General features: G+C 65.5%; 15 protein-coding genes and 2 pseudogenes. 4 read left to right on the forward strand and 13 right to left on the reverse strand.

The genetic code is table 11. The features are described 5' to 3' along the window. Positions 1–201, forward strand: a 201-nt coding sequence (locus HMPREF2716_RS14165; protein ID WP_070621930.1) for a carbon storage regulator, incomplete at its 5' end; no start/stop codon positions are given. A gap of 68 nt (positions 202–269) precedes the next feature. Here HMPREF2716_RS14165 and HMPREF2716_RS14170 read toward each other — a convergent pair. From HMPREF2716_RS14170 to HMPREF2716_RS14190, 5 genes are all read right to left on the reverse strand, one after another. Further along, positions 270–677 carry a glycine zipper domain-containing protein gene (locus HMPREF2716_RS14170; RefSeq protein ID WP_023518178.1) on the reverse strand — a complete coding sequence of 136 codons (408 nt, stop codon included), beginning with the start codon at positions 675–677 and terminating at the stop codon, positions 270–272. A 98-nt stretch (positions 678–775) separates the two neighbouring features. Beyond that, a complete protein-coding gene (locus tag HMPREF2716_RS14175) occupies positions 776–1,291 on the reverse strand; it encodes a hypothetical protein (RefSeq protein ID WP_003100049.1) in 516 nt (171 codons plus the stop codon). Between the two features lie 309 nt (positions 1,292–1,600). Next, complete coding sequence (locus HMPREF2716_RS14180) at positions 1,601–3,922, reverse strand: FdhF/YdeP family oxidoreductase (RefSeq protein WP_003114064.1); 2,322 nt, start codon at positions 3,920–3,922, stop codon at positions 1,601–1,603. A gap of 7 nt (positions 3,923–3,929) precedes the next feature. Further along, positions 3,930–4,769 carry a formate dehydrogenase accessory sulfurtransferase FdhD gene (gene fdhD / locus HMPREF2716_RS14185; protein ID WP_070621931.1) on the reverse strand — a complete coding sequence of 280 codons (840 nt, stop codon included), beginning with the start codon at positions 4,767–4,769 and terminating at the stop codon, positions 3,930–3,932. Positions 4,770–4,865: 96 nt separating this feature from the next. Beyond that, entirely contained in the window at positions 4,866–5,747 is an 882-nt protein-coding gene (locus HMPREF2716_RS14190) for a LysR family transcriptional regulator (protein ID WP_003100042.1), read from the reverse strand. A gap of 173 nt (positions 5,748–5,920) precedes the next feature. Between HMPREF2716_RS14190 and lysM the strand changes: the two genes are divergently transcribed. Continuing rightward, positions 5,921–6,358, forward strand: coding sequence for a peptidoglycan-binding protein LysM (lysM, locus tag HMPREF2716_RS14195; RefSeq protein ID WP_003096210.1), 438 nt, complete (start codon positions 5,921–5,923; stop codon positions 6,356–6,358). Between the two features lie 51 nt (positions 6,359–6,409). Here the strand turns inward: lysM and yrfG are convergent, their stop codons facing one another. Continuing rightward, positions 6,410–7,075, reverse strand: coding sequence for a GMP/IMP nucleotidase (gene yrfG / locus HMPREF2716_RS14200; RefSeq protein ID WP_003114065.1), 666 nt, complete (start codon positions 7,073–7,075; stop codon positions 6,410–6,412). Positions 7,076–7,200: 125 nt separating this feature from the next. On the opposite strand from yrfG, the gene nudE reads away from it, so the two are divergent. Together nudE and cysQ are read left to right on the forward strand one after the other, a co-directional pair. After that, on the forward strand, positions 7,201–7,767 hold the full coding sequence (gene nudE, locus HMPREF2716_RS14205; protein WP_003096206.1) for an ADP compounds hydrolase NudE: 567 nt from the start codon (positions 7,201–7,203) through the stop codon (positions 7,765–7,767). Further along, complete coding sequence (gene cysQ / locus HMPREF2716_RS14210) at positions 7,764–8,585, forward strand: 3'(2'),5'-bisphosphate nucleotidase CysQ (RefSeq protein WP_003100038.1); 822 nt, start codon at positions 7,764–7,766, stop codon at positions 8,583–8,585. Before nudE ends, cysQ begins: the two co-directional genes overlap by 4 nt. 46 nt (positions 8,586–8,631) lie before the next feature. Here cysQ and fabY read toward each other — a convergent pair whose 3' ends face one another. The 7 genes and pseudogenes from fabY to dctQ form a co-directional block, all read right to left on the reverse strand. Beyond that, entirely contained in the window at positions 8,632–10,536 is a 1,905-nt protein-coding gene (gene fabY, locus HMPREF2716_RS14215; protein WP_003114068.1) for a beta-ketoacyl-ACP synthase FabY, read from the reverse strand. Between the two features lie 415 nt (positions 10,537–10,951). Continuing rightward, complete coding sequence (gene arcC / locus HMPREF2716_RS14220) at positions 10,952–11,884, reverse strand: carbamate kinase (RefSeq protein WP_003100033.1); 933 nt, start codon at positions 11,882–11,884, stop codon at positions 10,952–10,954. Positions 11,885–11,944: 60 nt separating this feature from the next. Continuing rightward, positions 11,945–12,955: an ornithine carbamoyltransferase gene (locus tag HMPREF2716_RS14225; protein ID WP_003100031.1), complete on the reverse strand. Its 1,011-nt coding sequence runs from the start codon at positions 12,953–12,955 to the stop codon at positions 11,945–11,947. Positions 12,956–13,034: 79 nt separating this feature from the next. Beyond that, positions 13,035–14,291: an arginine deiminase gene (arcA, locus tag HMPREF2716_RS14230; protein WP_003100029.1), complete on the reverse strand. Its 1,257-nt coding sequence runs from the start codon at positions 14,289–14,291 to the stop codon at positions 13,035–13,037. A gap of 21 nt (positions 14,292–14,312) precedes the next feature. Then, positions 14,313–15,761: pseudogene (gene arcD, locus HMPREF2716_RS14235) on the reverse strand (arginine-ornithine antiporter). Positions 15,762–16,556: 795 nt separating this feature from the next. Further along, positions 16,557–17,840, reverse strand: a complete 1,284-nt coding sequence (gene dctM / locus HMPREF2716_RS14240; protein ID WP_003105529.1) for a C4-dicarboxylate TRAP transporter large permease protein DctM — start codon at positions 17,838–17,840, stop codon at positions 16,557–16,559. Beyond that, positions 17,837–18,037 (reverse strand): annotated as a pseudogene (gene dctQ, locus HMPREF2716_RS14245) (C4-dicarboxylate TRAP transporter small permease protein DctQ); the annotation flags it as partial. The gene dctM and the pseudogene dctQ, both read right to left, overlap by 4 nt.

Below are 18,037 nucleotides of genomic sequence, written 5' to 3' on the forward strand. Positions count from 1 at the left end.
CTCTCCCGCCGAGAAGGCGAAGGCATCACCCTGTCCCTCAAGGCCGACTACCCGGCGGAGGAACTGATTCGGCAGTTGCGCGAAGGCGGCATCCGGATCCTGGTCACCGATATCATCGGCAACCAGGCCCGGGTCGGGATCGAGGCGCCGCGTGGCGTCCTGATCGTTCGCGACGAGTTGAAAACGGCACCGAAAGGCTGACGAACGGTAGAAAGTAAAAGCCCCGCGTTCGCGGGGCTTTTACACATCAGCTTCGGCAAGCATGCCGATCAACGATGCTTGTGCTTGCGGTGTTTCTTGCCGCGGTGACCGCTGTCGTTGTCCTTGCCCAGGTTGTTACCGACCGCGCCACCCGCTGCGCCGCCGAGGCCTGCACCTATGGTCGCGCCGGTGCTGCCGCCCAGCTTGTTGCCGATCACCGAACCGCCGGCCGCGCCTAGCCCGCCACCCAGGGCGGCTTCGGTCTTGCGCCCGTCCTTGGCGGTCGCCGCGCCGCCGGCCGCGCCACCCAGGCCGGCGCCTATGGCGGCACCGGTGCTACCGCCGATGGCGCCGCCCACGACGTTGCCCAGGGCACCGCCTACGCCGCCGCCCACCGCGGTCTTGGTGGAGTCGCCGGCGAGCGCGGCTTGTGCGCTCAGCAGGCCGAACGCGATTACCAGGAGAGATTTACGCATCGTGCGTGCCTCATCGTTTCAATCGGGAGGGAAATACGGTCGTTCGCACAAAGGCCGGACCATCCGGCCCGGCCTTTGCGTCGTAGGGAGCGGCGGGTTCAGTCGTCGTAGTAGCGACGATGATGCTTGTGGCGCTTCCACTTCTTGTACTGGCCATAGTGATGGCCGTTGTCATGCCGGTAATAGCCATCGCGATAGCCGGCGCGGCGGTAGTAGCGACGGTCGCGGTAGTCGTCATCGTCGTCGTAGCGGCGGTTGCCGTCGCCATAATGGTTGCCCAGCGCGCCGCCGCCGGCGCCGCCGAGGGCCGCGCCGATCAGGCCACCGGTGCTGCCACCGATCTGCCGGCCGATGACGTTGCCGCCTGCGGCACCGAGGCCGCCGCCGATCGCCGCTTCGGTCTTGTTGCCGCGTCCGGCGCCGACTGCACCGCCCGCAGCGCCACCGATGCCACTACCGATCGCGGCGCCAGTGCTGCCGCCGACCGCATCGCCGACGACCGAACCCAACACCCCGCCCAAGGCGCCGCCGATGGCCGCGCGGGTGTCGTCGCCTGCGAAGGCGGTACTACCGACCAGACTCAGGGACAACAGGAGTATCGAGGAATACTTCATAGAGAGTTTCTCTCTGTGGGGATGACGGCTGCGATGCTGGGGTTGGCCCAAACCGCTGACAAGCGCCAGCCGACGATTGGTAGAGCAAATTCGAAATATTCCAAGTACTTGTTTTGTATGGGGAACTTTCTTAAGTAGAGGCGGTCGTAAACCAAATGTGAACCGCGATTTCAGGGTCGAAATCGGTATTTTTGCTGGCGGGATGCTGGCCATTCTAACGCCGACGAGCGGCCTGCCTTCAAGGCCTTTCATCGACTTTTTCCTTAAGACGCCGCCTCCTGTTGCAGGAGGCGGCGTTTTTCGTGGGCTTCAGATAATGCGCCCGTCGCCCGTGGCCTTTTCCAGGCGTACCGCGATGAACTTCGAAGTCGGCGTATGGCTGCCGACGCCGACGCTCTCCAGCGGCACCAGGGGATTGGTTTCCGGGTAGTAGGCGGCTGCCTGGCCGGCCGGGATGTCGAAGGCGAGCAGGGTGAAGCGGCGTACCCGGCGTTCGATGCCATCGCTCCACAGCGAGACCAGGTCGACCTTGTCGCCCGGCTGGTAGCCCAGGCGGCGGATATCCGCCTCGTTGGCGAATACCACTTCGCGCTGGCCCTTCACTCCGCGATAGCGATCGTCCAGGCCGTAGATGGTGGTGTTGTACTGGTCATGGGAGCGCAGGGTCTGCAGGATCAGGTCGGGTTCGAGGCCGCTGTCGCGCACCTGTGCCGGCAACAGGTCGCGGGGCAGCGGGTTGGCGACGAAGTTGGCCTTGCCGCTGGCGGTGTTCCAGCGTCGTTCGCCGGCGGAGTTGCCGAGGTAGAAGCCACCGGGATGGCGGACGCGGCGGTTGAAGTCGGCGAAACCGGGGATGGTGTCGGCGATCAGCTCGCGGATGCGCTCGTAGTTGGCGATCAGCGCGTCCCAGTCCACCGGATGGTTGCCCAGGGTTGCCTTGGCGATGCCGGCGATGATCGCCGGCTCCGAACGCATCTGCTGCGAGAGTGGCTCCAGTTGCCCGTAGGATGCGTGGATCATGCTGAACGAGTCTTCCACCGTGACCGCCTGCGGGCCTTCGGCCTGGCGGTCGATGTCGGTGCGCCCCAGGCAGGGCAGGATCAGTGCGTCGCGGCCGGTGGTCAGGTGGCTGCGGTTGAGCTTGGTGCTGATGTGCACGGTCAGGTCGCATGACGCCAGGGCGGCGTGGGTGCGCGGACTGTCCGGGGTGGCCTGGGCGAAATTGCCGCCCAGGCCGATGAAGACCTTCGACTTGCCGGCGAGCATCGCGGCGATCGCCTCGACGGCGTTGTGCCCGTTGTGGCGTGGCACTTCGAAGCCGAAGCGCCGTTCCAGTGCGTCGAGCAGCGCCGCCGGCGGCCGCTCGTTGATGCCCATGGTGCGGTCACCCTGAACGTTGCTGTGGCCGCGGACCGGGCAGAGACCGGCGCCCGGGCGGCCCAGGTTGCCGCGCAGGAGTTGCAGGTTGACGATTTCCTGGATGATCGCCACCGAATGGTGGTGCTGGGTGATGCCCATCGCCCAGCAGACGATGACCCTGTTCGCCCGCCGGTACATCCGCGCAGCCTGCTCGATTTCCGCCAGGCTCAGCCCGGACTGGCGCTCCAGGTGTTCCCAGGGGGTGGCATCCAATTCGGCCAGGTAGGCCTCGAGGCCGTCGGTGTGCTCGGCGATGAAGGCGTGGTCGAATACCGGCTCGCTACCCTCGGCCTGGGCTTCGCGCTCCCAGGCGAGGAGGAACTTGGCGATCCCGCGGATCGCCGCCATGTCGCCGCCCAGTGCCGGACGGAAGAACGCGGTGTTCAGCGGCGAGGACCCGTTGGTCAGCATTTCCAGCGCGTTCTGCGGATGCTGGAAGCGCTCCAGGCCGCGCTCCTTGAGAGGGTTGAAGCAGACCACCTGGGCACCGCGCTTCACTGCCTCGCGCAGCGGCTCGAGCATGCGCGGGTGGTTGGTGCCGGGGTTCTGCCCAAGGATGAAGATCGCGTCGGCGTGTTCGAAGTCGTCGAAGGTCACGCTGCCCTTGCCGACCCCGACGCTGCGGCCCAGTGCCACGCCGCTGGCTTCGTGGCACATGTTCGAGCAGTCGGGGAAGTTGTTTGTGCCGAACGCGCGGACGAACAACTGGTAGAGGTAGGCCGCCTCGTTGCTGGCCCGCCCGGAGGTATAGAACTCCGCCTGGTCGGGGCTATCCAGGCGTCGCAGGTGCTCGGCGACCAGGGCGAAGGCGGCGTCCCAGGTGATCGGCTGGTAGTGGTCGCTGAGCGGGTCGTAGCGCATCGGTCCGGTGAGGCGGCCCTGGTATTCCAGCCAGTAGTCGCTCTGTTCGCGCAGGGCGCTGACGCTGTAGCGGGCGAAGAACGCCGCGTCGACGCGGCGCTTGGTGGCTTCCCAGTTGACTGCCTTGGCACCGTTCTCGCAGAACTTCACCCGGCCGTCTTCCGGCGAGTCGCCCCAGGCGCAGCCGGGGCAGTCGAAACCGCCGTTCTGGTTGGTCTTGAGCAGGGCGCGGAGGTTCTTGAACGGCTGTTTGCTGTCCAGCCAGAAGTGCGCCACGCTGCGCAGCGCGCCCCAGCCGGCGGCGGCGCCGGCATAGGGCTTGTAGCGGGGTTGGAGAGGTTGCAGGCTCATGGCGGACTCACTCGGTTGCGGCCGGCGCCGGGCTGTAGACCCGCGGGGCGTTGTGATGGGGCTGGTGGATCAGGTTCAGTTGGTGGCGGCGCGCCCATTGCACGGTCAGGGCGGTGGGTGCGGAGAGGCTGACCAGGGTGCCGATCCCAGCACGTACGGCCTTGTGGATAAGCTCCAGGCTGCAGCGGCTGGGGACCACGGCGAAACCGCGCGCGGCGTCGAGGCCTTGGCGGTGCAGGGCGCCGATCAGCTTGTCGAGGGCGTTGTGGCGGCCGATGTCCTCGCGACACAGGCGCAGCTCGCCATGCCCGTCGAAATACAGCGCGGCATGCAGGGCGCCGCTATGGCGCGCCAGTCGCTGGGCCTGCTCGATACGCTGGCGCAGGGCGCCGAGATGGGCGGCGGGAGGCAGCGCCTGCGGCGACCGTTCCGGCAGTTGCGGCAGGGCCTGCTCCAGGGCTTCGACGCCGCACAGGCCGCATCCGGAAGTGCCGGCCAGTTGCCGGCGTTGGCGCTTGAGGTTCCAGAACGCGCGGCTGCTGATTTCGACCTCGGCGTGGAGGGATTCGCCCTGGCCGCTGACGCGGATTTCATAGATGTCGTCGATGGACTCCACGAAGCCGCTGCTGAGGCTGAAACCGCGGACGAAATCCTCGATGTCCTCGGGCGAGGCCATCATCACCGCCTGGTTCAGTCCGTTGTAGCTGATCGCCACGGCACACTCGGCGGCAAGGGAGGCCTGGCCGACCTGCTGCGGCAGGTGCAGGTCGGCGTAGCGGTAATCGTCGGGAACGGCGGAAGGCGCCCAGGTATCCGCGGATACCGGGCATGCAGGCTGGCAAGGCATGGGCTGGGCCCTATCGTTCTAGGTGTGGCACCAGCCTAGGCCTGACGCGGGGCAGCGTCTAATCGGTTGTGCCGATGCGCTGATCGACGTGATCTATCAAGACTGCGGCGCCAACCAGTTCCGGGCTTCCTCGAAACAGGCTTCGGCCAGCGCCGAGCGCGGCTGTCCGCTGCGGATGATCAGACCGAGCGCTGCCAGGGTATGGGCGTCCTCGATGGGGATCAGGCGCAACTCGCCGTCGACTTCGCTGCCCAGCGGCATGATCGCGCAGCACAAGCCGCGCTGCACCGCCTGCAGCAGTTGCTGTACCGAGTCGGTTTCCAGGCGCGCGATGGGGCTCAACCCGCGGCTGCGGAAGTTGTGGTCGATGGATTGGCGGAAGTGCATGCCCGCCGAGAGCAGGCCTAGCGGCAGGCCAGCCAGCGCTTCCCAGTTCAGCAGCGCGGCGTCGAGCGGGAAATGGCTGGGGTGATGGAGCAGGCCCATGCGGGTCTCCGCCAGTTCGATGCCCTCGAAATGGCTGCGGTCCAGACGGTCCAGATAAGAGACGCCGAGATCGAACTGGTTGCGCGCCAGGCCTTCGAGTACCTGTTCCGAACTCAGGGAATAGAGCTGGAAACGCAACTCCGGGTGGCGCCCGGCCATGTGCTGGACCAGGCGCATCGGGTCGAAGCTGGCCAGCGGCACCACGCCCAGGCGCAGGGTCCCGACCAGTTGCCCGCGGCAGGCGGCGGCTTCCGCGTACAGCCCTTCCTGGGCCGCCAGCAGGCTGCGTGCCCAGGCCAGTACGCGCTCGCCGGCCTCGGTGAAGCCTTCGAAGCGCTGGCTGCGTCGCACCAGTTCCAGGCCGAGTTCTTCCTCCAGGCTGCGCAGGCGCATGGACAGGGTCGGCTGGGTGACGTGGCAGCGCGCGGCGGCCTGGCCGAAGTGGCGGGTTTCGTCGAGGGCGCAGAGGAATTTCAGTTGCTTGATGTCCATCGGCGCTTCCGTGGCGGGGGTGTCGCCGAATCTTAACGCGAATGGGCGCAGTGTTATGGGGTGACGAAGGAGCCTGGGGATATTTCGCCGGTTTTTGCAGTCTAGACTTGGCTAGTCGCGGATCGGGATTGCGCCGGCCGCTTGCAACCGTAACCGTAAAGGGAGAACCAAAGATGGGTATTTTCGCGTTCGTGAAGGAAGCCGGTGAAAAGCTGTGGGATACGCTGACGGGGCATGAGGCACAGGCGGCCGAGTCGCTGAAGGAGCACGTCGCCAAGGTCGGCCTGGGCAACCCGAACATCCAGGTTTCGGTGGAAGGCGACAAGGTCATCGCCTCGGGCGAGGTGGCCAGCCAGGAGGAGAAAGAGAAGATCCTGCTGGCGCTGGGCAACGTCGCCGGCGTCTCCTCGGTGGAAGACAAGATCACCGTGGCCCAGGCCGCTCCGGAGGCGCGCTTCGTCACCGTGAAGAAAGGCGACACCCTGAGCGCCATCGCCAAGGCCGAATACGGCAATGCCAACGCCTACATGAAGATCTTCGAGGCCAACAAGCCGATGCTCAGCCATCCGGACAAGATCTACCCCGGCCAGGTCCTGCGCATTCCCGAGTGATCCCGGCGTTTCGCCAACCCCGCCCGCGTGGCGGGGTTTTCGTTTCCGCGGCTACGGCAGTCCTTCGAGCAGCCGCCGGTAGTCCTCCTGGGCGGCGAACTCCTCGGTGTCCCGGACCTGGCCACGGCTGTCCGGGTGGCGTACCGCCAACAGGTGGGCGACACCATAGGCGCGGGCGCTGCGCAGGATCGGCAGGCTGTCGTCGATGAACAGGCTGCGCTGCGGGTCGAAGCCGAAATCGGCTTGCAGGGCGCTCCAGAAGCGCGCGTCCTCCTTCGGGTAGCCGTAGTCGTGGGAGCTGATCAGTCGGTCGAAATAGGGCGCCAGTTCGATCCGTTCCAGCTTCAGCGACAGCGAGTCGCGGTGCGCGTTGGTGATCAGCGCCACGCGCTTGCCGGCCCGGCGCAGGGCGGCGAGGAAGGTATCGGCGTGCGGACGCAGCGAGATCAGGTGCGCCACCTCGTGCTTGAGTTCGCGGATCGACAGGTCCAGTTCCCGGCTCCAGAAATCCAGGCAGTACCAGTTGAGCTGGCCGGCGTGTTCGCGGAACAGCGGCTCGAGCACGGCGTCGGCTTCGGTGCGACTGAGGCCATTGCGTTCGGCATAGCGCTGGGGCAGGTGTTCCAGCCAGAAGTGGTTGTCGAAGTGCAGGTCGAGCAGGGTGCCGTCCATGTCGAGCAGCACGGTGTCGATGGCGGACCAGGGCAGGGTGGGCATGGCGGCTCTTGTCGCGGTTCGTCGCGATCGATGCGGAAATCTGTCGCTTCCCATCAATCTCCGACAGGGATAATCGGAAAAGCCGGGGTATGATAACCCGCCGGCTTCGCCAAGGAGTTATCCACATGCGTCAGAAACCCACCGTACTCGCCAGCGAGATCGTCGCGAAGAGCCGACTGTTCGCTGTCGAGGAGTTGCAACTGCGCTTCAGCAATGGCGTCGAGCGCACCTACGAGCGTCTGGTCGGCAAGGGCCAGGGCTACGGTGCGGTGATGGTGGTGGCCATGCTCGATGCCGAGCACGCGGTGCTGGTGGAGGAATATTGCGCCGGGGTCGACGAATACCAGTTGTCGCTGCCCAAGGGCCTGGTCGAGCCGGGCGAGGACATCCTCGCGGCGGCCAACCGCGAGCTCAAGGAGGAAGCGGGCTACGGTGCCCGGCAACTGGAGCACATCACCGAACTGTCGCTGTCGCCGGGCTACATGAGCCAGCGCATCCAGGTGGTGCTGGCGCGCGACCTCTACGAGGAGCGCCTGCCGGGCGACGAGCCGGAGCCGATGGGCGTCGATCGCATCAGCCTGCGCGAACTGTCGAGCCTGGCCCAGCACGCCCAGTTCAGCGAAGGCCGCGCCCTGGCTGCGCTGTACCTGGTACGCGACCTGCTCACTCAGCGCGGCGAGTACCAGGCATGAGACCGGTGCCCTGGGGCGAATTGGTGGCGCTGGTGCGGCGCGCCGGCGAGGCGATCCTGCCGCACTGGCGCGCCGACGTGGCGGTGCGCTCGAAGGCCGACGAATCGCCGGTTACCGCCGCCGACCTTGCCGCGCACCATATATTGGAGGCGGGGTTGCGGGCGCTGGCGCCGGACATTCCGGTGCTTTCCGAAGAGGATTGCGAGATACCGCTGAGCGAGCGCGGCCACTGGCGGCGCTGGTGGCTGGTGGACCCGCTGGACGGCACCAAGGAGTTCATCTCCGGTAGCGAGGAGTTCACCGTCAACGTGGCCCTGGTCGAGGATGGCCGGGTGCTGTTCGGCCTGGTCGGCGTGCCGGTGAGCGGCCGCTGCTACTACGGTGGCGCCGGTCTCGGTGCCTGGCGCGAGGAGGCCGATGGCCGCGCGCAACCGATCAGTGTGCGCCTGGAGCCCGAGGAGGCCTTCACCGTGGTGGCCAGCAAGCGCCATGGCAGCCCGGCCCAGGAGCGCCTGCTGGATGGCTTGAGCGAGCGCTTCGGCGACCTGCGGCGAGCCAGCATCGGCAGTTCGCTGAAGTTCTGCCTGCTGGCCGAGGGCGCTGCCGACTGCTATCCGCGCCTGACGCCAACCTCGCAATGGGACACGGCCGCCGCCCAGGGTGTGCTGGAAGGCGCCGGCGGCGAGGTGCTCGACCTGCATGGCGCGCCATTCACCTACGAGCCGCGCGAGGACTACCTCAACGGCTCCTTCCTGGCCCTGCCGCGCGCTGCCGAGTGGCGCAGCGAGCTGATCCAACTGGCGCGCGCGCTGCACTGAAACGAAAAGGCCCGGTCTAGCCGGGCCTTTTCCGTTGTGGTGGCGCTCAGTCGAGCATGTCACTGAAACGCGCGTCCTTCTTGTATACCAGCGGCTGGCTGAAGCCGGGCACCGTCACCTGTTCGGCGCTGACCTCGATGGCGTGTTCGTCGATCAGGTCCTGGCCGAAGTTGTAGATGATCTCCAGGTCGCCCTGCAGCGCGCGCTGGTCGTAGGCGCGGGCGGCGGCGCGGGTCTGCTCGCGCTTCTCGACGTAGGCGGCGAAGGCCGCTTGGCCATGGCGCTTGCGCAGCATCTTCTCGGCGATTCGCGGCGACAGCACCACGCCGCTGGCGTTGTTGCCGCCGAAGCCCTTGGAGTTGATGAAGCACACCTCCAGCGGCTTGTCCTGGCGCATGTCGCGATTGGAGATGCTCAGGCGCTGCTGGTGGACGTCGTCGGCGACCTTGTCGATGGTCTTGATCCCAGGGAGGATGCCGTACTTGAAGGTGCCCAGGGCGGAAATCAGTTGATCGGCGCTGGCGGTGGCCAGGGAGTGGCCGACGTAGGCCTTCACCGCGGTGACCGGCCAGCCGTCGATGCCGAAGGCGCTGGCCACGCGGTCGAGGATTTCCGATTCGGTGACCCGGTTGGCCGGCGTGCTGGAGCCGTGGGCGTGGACGAAGCTGGCGTGGCGCACGGTGTCCAGGCCGACGATCTGCACCGCGCTGGCCACCGCCTTGGCTACCGTCAGGTAGTTGCCCGGGCCGGGGGCGGAGATGGACTTCTTGAAACCGTCGGCGTTGATGAACACGTCGGTTACCGCGCCGTGGATATCCGCGCCCAGACGCAGGGCCAGTTCGTCGTCCATCAGCACTACGTACTGGCTGGACTCGGCCAGGGTGAAGCCGCAGTTCTCGCCGAACGGCCGGCTGGCGCGGCGGAAGTCCACGTCGTCGCGGCCTTCTATCAGGCGCAGGCCTTCTTCGGTGGCCAGTGCGCCCATGGCGCTGTAGCCCTCGATGCACTCCGGCAGGATCGGCGCCTCGCTGTTGCCGACGATGACCACCCGGGCCTGGCCGCTGGTGATGACGTCGATACCCTTCTGCAGGTTGTAGAGGAAGGTGGCGCAGGCGCCTGTGATGCTGCCGGTCATGCCGACGCTGCCGAGCACGTAGGCATTGATGAAATCGGTGGGCATGCTGTTGAAGCCCAGCGGCAGTTGCTTGGCCGAGACCCGGTGGCCCTTCAGGCGGGATTGCATCAGGCCGCCGAAACCGTTGTCGTCGAGCTGGCTCATGATGCTGCCGGAGAATACCGCGATCTCGTCGGGCTGGACGTTGTCGACGATGGTCTTCCAGTCGATGCCGGTGGAGCGGATCGCGTCGGTCGCGGCGACCACCGACATCTGCAGGCCGCGCGGGTGGAAGCGCGAGTTGTACAGCTCGCCCGGTTCGAAACCGGTGGGCAACTGGCCGGCGGACTTCACCGTCAGCGCACGGTAGCTGTCCACCTTGAACTCGCAGCGCTCGTGGATGCTCACCAGCACCTCGCCGTCCTCCGCGGGAGCGATCGACCAGTTGGCCGGCAGCGGCTCGGGCAGTTGCTTGGGCGAGGCCTTGAAGGTCAGCGCCTGGCCTTCGGCAGGGGACAGCTCGAGGACCTTGTGCCAGTGGACTGCATCCGGGTCGAGGTACTGCGGTTCGATGCGTCGCACCAGGGTAGAGGCGAAGATGCGTTCGGCGTAGCGCCGCTCGATGTCCTCCGGGGACAGCGGCGTGCCGTCTTCGGCCAGGTAGCGGCCGCCTTCGGCCTTGACCAGTTTCATCATGACCGCCAGGCCGGCTAGGGTTTCCTGGCGCGCCTGCGGGTCCATCGATTCGATGACCATGCGGCGGAAGCCGTGGTGGAAGGAACTACGGCCTGCTGCGTTGTAGCCACCGAAACCAACAATGACCGGTAGTCGAGACATCACTCAGAAACTCCTTCGAATAGTCGTTCGCGTGCCGGGCTGCTGCCTGGTCCGGAGCGGGAAGCGCGTGGCGGCGATGGCGGCCTTTCCCGTCGGCGAGGCGAGCTTCACGGACCCGGGCACGAGCCAGTGGCCGTTGAAATGATCAGGGTGACTATGCTGACGTGAATCATGACTATCGAGTCACGTATTTTCCTACTGAATACCGCGTTGCGTGGGCTTTCCACAAGTGCTGGCGGTCTGCCGTGGGGAGATTGACGCCCATGGCCGGGCTGTTGGCAGAGGTGGGGCGTGGGCGAGTGTTGCGGGACTTGCTTGAAAGTCCGCGCGCAGAGGCGTGGCGCTATCCGCCCTTCGCCCGATGCCGGCAGAGGAGAATGAAGAAGGGCCGCGAAGCGGCCCTGGAGGTGGGGTATCAGCGGTACTCGATACCCGCCTTGCGTGTGCTGACCCGTGTTCCCGCCTTGCCCTCGGTGATCGCGACGATGTCCGCGAGCGAACCGATCACCGCGTCCTTGCCGGTGGCGCGGGCGAACTCGATGGCGGCCTGGACCTTCGGACCCATGGAGCCGGCGGCGAAGCCGAGGCGCTCCAGTTCGTCCGGGTGGGCCTGGGCGATGGCCTTCTGGGTCGGCTTGCCCCAGTCGACGTAGGCCGCGTCGACGTCGGTGGCGATGATCAGGATGTCGGCCACCAGCTCCTGGGCCAGCAGCGAGGAGCAGAGGTCCTTGTCGATCACCGCCTCGACGCCGCTGAGCTTCTTCCCGGCCTCGTCGTACATGGTCGGGATACCGCCGCCGCCAGCGCAGATGACGATGGTGCCTTTCTCCAGCAGCCACTTCACCGGGCGGATCTCGAAGATCCGCTTCGGCCGCGGGCTGGGCACCACGCGGCGGAACTTGTCGCCGTCCGGGGCGATGCTCCAGCCCTTCTCGGCGGCCAGGCGCTCGGCTTCTTCCCTGGAGTAGACCGGGCCGATCGGCTTGGTCGGGTTCTGGAACGCCGGATCCTTACCGTCCACCTCGACCTGGGTGAGGATGGTGGCGAACGGCACTTCGAACGGCAGCAGGTTGCCCATTTCCTGTTCGATCATGTAGCCGATCATGCCCTCGGTTTCCGCGCCGAGGACGTCCAGCGGGTAGGGCGAGACCTTGTCGTAGGCGGCACCCTGGAGGGCCAGCAGGCCGACCTGGGGGCCGTTGCCGTGGGCGATCACCAGCTCGTTGCCGGGCGCCACCTTGGCGATCTGTTCGGCGGCGATCCGCACGTTTTCCCGCTGGTTGTCCGCGGTCATGGGTTCGCCACGGCGTAGCAGGGCATTACCGCCCAATGCGACGACGATACGCATATCGGTTACCTCCGGAAGGCGGCTGCGCCCGGCCGCGTGGGCCGGGGCGCAGGAGCGCGGTCAGATGTCGGCGAGGGTCGAGACGAGGATCGCCTTGATGGTATGCATGCGGTTCTCGGCCTGCTCGAAGGCGATGTTGTAGGGCGACTCGAAGACGTCCTCGGTCACCTCGATGCCGTTGGCCAGGTTCGGATACTGCTCGGCGATCTGCTTGCCGACCTTGGTCTCGCTGTTGTGGAACGCCGGCAGGCAGTGCATGAACTTGGCCCGCGGGTTGCCGGTGGCCTTCATGATCTCCATGTTGACCTGGTAGGGCAGCAGTTCCTTGATCCGCTCGCCCCAGGCTTCCACCGGCTCGCCCATCGACACCCAGACGTCGGTGTGGACGAAGTCCACGCCCTTCACGGCTTCCTTCGGATCCTCGGTGAGGGTCAGCTTGGCGCCGCTTTCCTCGGCGAACTTCTTGCACTGGGCGACGAACTCGTCGTGCGGCCAGAGCGCCTTCGGCGCGGCGATGCGTACGTCCATGCCGAGCTTGGCGCCGATCAGCAGCAGGGAGTTACCCATGTTGTTGCGCGCGTCGCCCAGGTAGGCGTAGCTGATGTCGTGCAGCGGCTTGTCGCTGTGCTCGCGCATGGTCAGCACGTCGGCGAGCATCTGGGTCGGGTGGTATTCGTCGGTCAGGCCGTTGAACACCGGAACGCCGGCGAACTTCGCGAGTTCCTCGACGATTTCCTGCTTGAAGCCGCGGTACTCGATGGCGTCGTACATCCGGCCGAGAACCCGCGCGGTGTCCTTCATGCTCTCCTTGTGGCCGATCTGCGAGGAGTTCGGGTCGATGTAGGTGACGTTGGCGCCCTGGTCGTAGGCGGCCACCTCGAAGGCGCAGCGGGTGCGAGTGGAGGTTTTCTCGAAGATCAGGGCAATGTTCTTGCGCTTCAGGTGCTGCTGCTCGGTGCCGGTGTACTTGGCGCGCTTGAGGTCGCGGGACAGGTCGAGCAGGTAACGCAGCTCGCGGGTGCTGTGGTGCATCAGGCTGAGCAGGTTACGGTTGTGCATGTTGAAAGCCATGATTGATCTCCTTGTGGGAAGTCGGTGGGCGGCGCCCCTCCTGGGGACGCCGCCGTTCAGCTCGAGAGCGGGTTGTCTGTCAGTAGTCGATCGGGTCGCGGATGATCGGGCAGGTCATGCAGTGGCCGCCGCCGCGACCGCGACCCAGTTCGCTGGCGCTGATGGTGATGACCTCGACGCCGGCCTTGCGCAGCAGGGTGTTGGTGTAGGTGTTGCGGTCATAGCCGACCACCACGCCCGGCTCCAGGCAGACCACGTTGTTACCGTCGTCCCATTGCTCGCGCTCGGCGGCGAAGCTGTTGCCGCCGGTCTCGACCACGCGCAGTTTCTTCAGGCCGAGGGATTCGGCGACCACTTCGAGGAAGGTTTTCTCCTCGCGGCGGATGTTCATGCCGTAGGGGCTGCTCGGATCGGGGCGCAGGCTGAAGGGCACGATTTCCTTGACCACTTCCGGGAAGACCGTGACCAGGTCGCGGTCGCAGAAGCTGAACACGGTGTCCAGGTGCATCGCGGCGCGGGACTTCGGCAGGCCGGCGACGATCACCCGCTCGGCGGCGCCCTTGGCGAACAGCGACTGGGCGACCTGACCGATGGCCTGGCGCGAGGAGCGCTCGCCCATGCCGATCAGGACCACGCCGTTGCCGATCGGCATCACGTCGCCGCCTTCCAGGGTCGAGGAGCCGTGGTCCTTGTCCGGGTCGCCGTACCAGATCTCGAATTCGGCGTTGGCGAACTCGGGATGGAACTTGTAGATGGCGGTGGTCAGCAGGGTTTCCTGTCGTCGCGCCGGCCAGTACATCGGGTTCAGGGTCACGCCGCCGTAGATCCAGCAAGTGGTGTCGCGGGTGAACTGGGTGTTCGGCAACGGCGGCAGCAGGAAGCTGGAATGGCCCAGGTACTCGCGGTACATCTTGAGGATGTCGGCGCCTTCGCTGGCGGGCAGGTCGTCAGCGGCGACGCCGCCGATCAGGTACTCGGCCAGCTTGCGCGGCTCCAGGCTCTCCAGCCAGGAGCGCAGCTCGCTGGTCAGGCCCAGGCCGACGCTGTCGGCGGTGATCTTGCGATCGAGGATCCACTTCAGCGCTTCCGGGTTCTGGATGGTCTCGGTCAGCAGATTGTGCATCTCGAGGACGTCGATGCCGCGCTCGCGCATCTTGGTGACGAAGTCGAAGTGGTCGCGCTTGGCCTGGTTCACCCAGATCACGTCGTCGAACAGCAACTCGTCGCAGTTGCTCGGGGTCAGGCGCTGGTGGGCGAGTCCGGGCGAGCAGACCATCACTTTGCGCAGTTTGCCGGCTTCGGAGTGGACGCCAAGTTTGGTTTTTTCCGTGCTCATTTCACGTCTCCAGTGGAGTAATCAGAGGGTGAGGAAACCGTCGTAGAGGCCGTAGGCAGCCACCAGGGCGCCAATGACGACTGCGGCGAAGATCAGTTTTTCGATTCCGGTGAAGATCGGCTGGCCGACCTCGTGCTTGGCCTTGGCGAAAAGGATCGCGCCGGGCGCATACAGCAGGGCGGACAGCAGCAGGTACTTCAGGCCCCCGGCGTAGAGCAGCCAGACCGCGTAGGCCACGGCGATGCCGGCGATGACCAGGTCCTTGCTGCGTTCGCGGGCATCGTTCTCGTAGGTCTCGCCCTTCAGGGTCAGCAGCAGGCCATAGGCGGCGGACCAGAAGTACGGGATCAGGATCATCGAGGTGGCCAGGAGCAGCATCTTGGTGTACGGGTCCATGCCGTCCGGGTCGCCCGAGGTGAAGAACACCACCACCAGGAACACCTGTACGCAGATGTTGGTCAGCCACAGGGCGTTGGCCGGCACCTGGTTGGCGTTCTCGCGGCGCAGGAACTCCGGCATGGTGTGGTCCTTGGCGGCGGCGAACATGATCTCGGCGCACAGCAGCACCCAGGAGAGCAGCGCGCCCAGCAGCGAGATCAGCAGGCCGACGCTGATCAGCACGGCGCCCCAGTGGCCGACCACATGCTCGAGTACCAGCGCCATCGACGGGTTCTGCAGCTTGGCCAGTTCCGGCTGGGTCATCACGCCCATGGACAGCACGTTGACCAGCACCAGCAGGAGCAGGACGGTGATGAAGCCGATCACGGTGGCCTTGCCGACGTCGGAACGTTTTTCCGCGCGGGAGGAGAAGATGCTCGCGCCCTCGATGCCGATGAACACCCAGACGGTGACCAGCATCATGTTGCGCACCTGGTTCATCACGCTGCCCAGGTCCGGGTTGCTCTTGCCCCAGATGTCGGCGGTGAAGATGTCCAGCTTGAAGGCGAACAGGCAGATCAGGATGAACAGGAACAGCGGCACGACCTTGGCCACGGTGGTGACGGTGTTGATGAACGCCGCCTCCTTGATCCCGCGCAGCACCAGGAAGTGCAGGGCCCAGAGCAGGACCGAGGCGCAGACGATCGCCGCGACGGTGTCGCCCTTGCCGAAGATCGGGAAGAAGTAGCCGAGGGTGCTGAACAACAGGACGAAGTAGCCGACGTTGCCCAGCCAGGCGCTGATCCAGTAGCCTCAGGCCGAGGAGAAACCCATGTAGTCGCCGAAGCCGGCCTTGGCGTAGGCGTACACGCCGCCGTCGAGTTCGGGCTTGCGGTTGGCGAGGGTCTGGAAGACGAAAGCGAGGGTGAGCATGCCGACGGCGGTGATCGCCCATCCGATCAGGACGGCGCCGACATCGGCGCTGGCTGCCATGTTTTGCGGAAGGGAGAAGATGCCCCCTCCGATCATCGAGCCGACAACCAGAGCCGTTAGCGCTCCTAGTCGGAGTTTTTGGCTGGATTCTTGGGACATTTTCGGAATCTCCCTATAGGAATTGAGAGTGAAGCCATTAGGCGGCAGCGGCTATTGTTGAATGCTGATCCACGTCAATAGCTTCCTACTCAAAGTAATTAGATGACGCATTCCTGTAAGTTGCGAGTGCCAAAGATAGAAGAGGAATCTAAGACCTGCCCGCAATAGGGCGGTTTTTTCATGTGATAGGGGAAGTCTTGCCATCCGCTACGGGGAAAGCTTGAAATTGCTCGAAATCGGGCTATAAGCCGCGGATCAAGCCGGATCGTTGATGCCGATCAATGAATTTCGCGAGACGGTATTCTGACTTTCAGGTGGGTGGTCGCCGGCTTGTTGACGGTCCGTCGAAAAACCGCCGCGACTTTCCAGGGAAGTGTTGCAGTATTTCGAGAGGAGTATTTTTTATTTATAAGTAAAAATAATTTTCCGCTCTTATCAAAGAACGAAAAAGCACAAGGAAAGAAATGAAGAAGCCCGGCGTTCGCCGGGCTCTTCATTTGGGCTTCAGGGTATGAAGACCGCTGGGGGGACGGGATCGCCGCCCACCCGCCGCGCGTGCTGGCGCACGTCGGCACAGGGGAAGGGGCCGCCATCCGGTTCGTGGCCGAAGGGCGCGGTTCGCTGGGCGAACCGAAAGCCGGTGCCAGGGGCACTGCGAGCGATTGAGCAAGCGGCGTGCCAGCCATCGACAGGTGGCCCGGCCCGTCAACTGCGGGGCACGGGCCTGCGGCATGAGCGGATTTTTGCCGAAGGCCCGAGCGCAGGGCGGGGTTTTCCGCCGTCGTTACCGTTCCGTCAGCTCATCCCCAGCCAGTTCGGCAATGCCAGGGATACCGCCGGGATGTAGGTCACGATGATCAGGAACACCAGCAGGATCATCAGCCACGGCAGCGCTGCGCGGATGGTCGCGCCCAGCGGCATGCCGGTGACCGCCGAGGTGACGAACAGGTTGAGCCCGACCGGCGGCGTGATCAGGCCGATCTCCATGTTCACCACCATGATGATGCCGAGGTGGATCGGATCGATGCCCAGCTCCATGGCGATGGGGAAGAAGATCGGCGCCAGGATCAGGATGATCGCCGAAGGCTCCATGAAGTTGCCGGCGATCAGCAGCACGATGTTCACCACCAGCAGGAACATCCATGGCGAAAGTCCCAGTTCCGTGACCCAGCTGGCGATGCTCTGCGGTATCTGCTCGGTGGTCAGCACGTGGGCGAAGAGCATGGCGTTGGCGATGATGAACATCAGCATGATGGTCAGCTTGCCGGACTCCAGCAGCACCTTCGGGCATTCGCTCAGGCGCATGTCGCGGTAGACGAACAGTGCGACGAAGGCCGAGTACACCGCGGCGACGGCGGCGGCCTCGGTGGGGGTGAAGGCGCCGGAATAGATGCCGCCGAGGATGATCACCATCAGCAGCAGCCCCCACAGCGCCTTGCGCGCGCTGGCCAGCCATTCGCGCAGACTGACCCTTGGCATGGCGGGCAGCTTCTTGACCCGGGCGACGATGTAGATCACCACCATCAGGATCAGTCCCAGCAGCAGCCCCGGAACCACGCCGGCGATGAACAGCTTGCCCACCGAGGTCTCGGTGGCGGCGGCGTAGACCACCATCACGATCGATGGCGGGATGAGGATGCCGAGGGTGCCGGCGTTGCAGACGATCCCGGCGCCGAACGCCTGTGGATAACCCGAGCGGACCATGCCGGCGATGGCGATCGAACCCACTGCCGCCACCGTTGCCGGAGACGAGCCGGATAGCGCGGCGAAGAGCATGCAGGCGAGCACCGCGGCGATCGCCAGGCCGCCACGGATGTGTCCGACGCAGGCGTTGGCGAAGTCGATCAGGCGCCGCGCCACGCCACCGGTGGTCATGAACGCGCCGGAGAGCAGGAAGAACGGGATCGCCAGCAGGGTGTAGTGCTCGGAGGTCTCGAACAGCTTGATCGCCAGCGAGCGTACCGAGTCCGGGCTGAACAGGAGGATCGTCAGTGCGCCGGAGAGACCCAGGGAGACGGCGATCGGCACGCCGATGAACATCAGCAGGAAGAGCAGCAGGAAGAGGAACAGAATGGTCATGCCTTGGGCTCCTCGTGCTCGGTCAGCTTCAGCGCGTCGGCAGCCTCGTCGGCCAGTCCCAGTCCGGTCTGGCGGTTGCGCAGGATGCGCACGAGGATCTCGGCGAAACGGATGAACACCAGGGCGAAGCCGACCGGCACGATCAGGCCGATGTGCCATTGGCGGATGCCGAAGTGGTCGAGGTCCTCGGCGCCGAT

This window comes from Pseudomonas sp. HMSC076A11, assembly GCF_001810205.1.
Classification (GTDB): Bacteria; Pseudomonadota; Gammaproteobacteria; order Pseudomonadales; family Pseudomonadaceae; genus Pseudomonas; species Pseudomonas aeruginosa.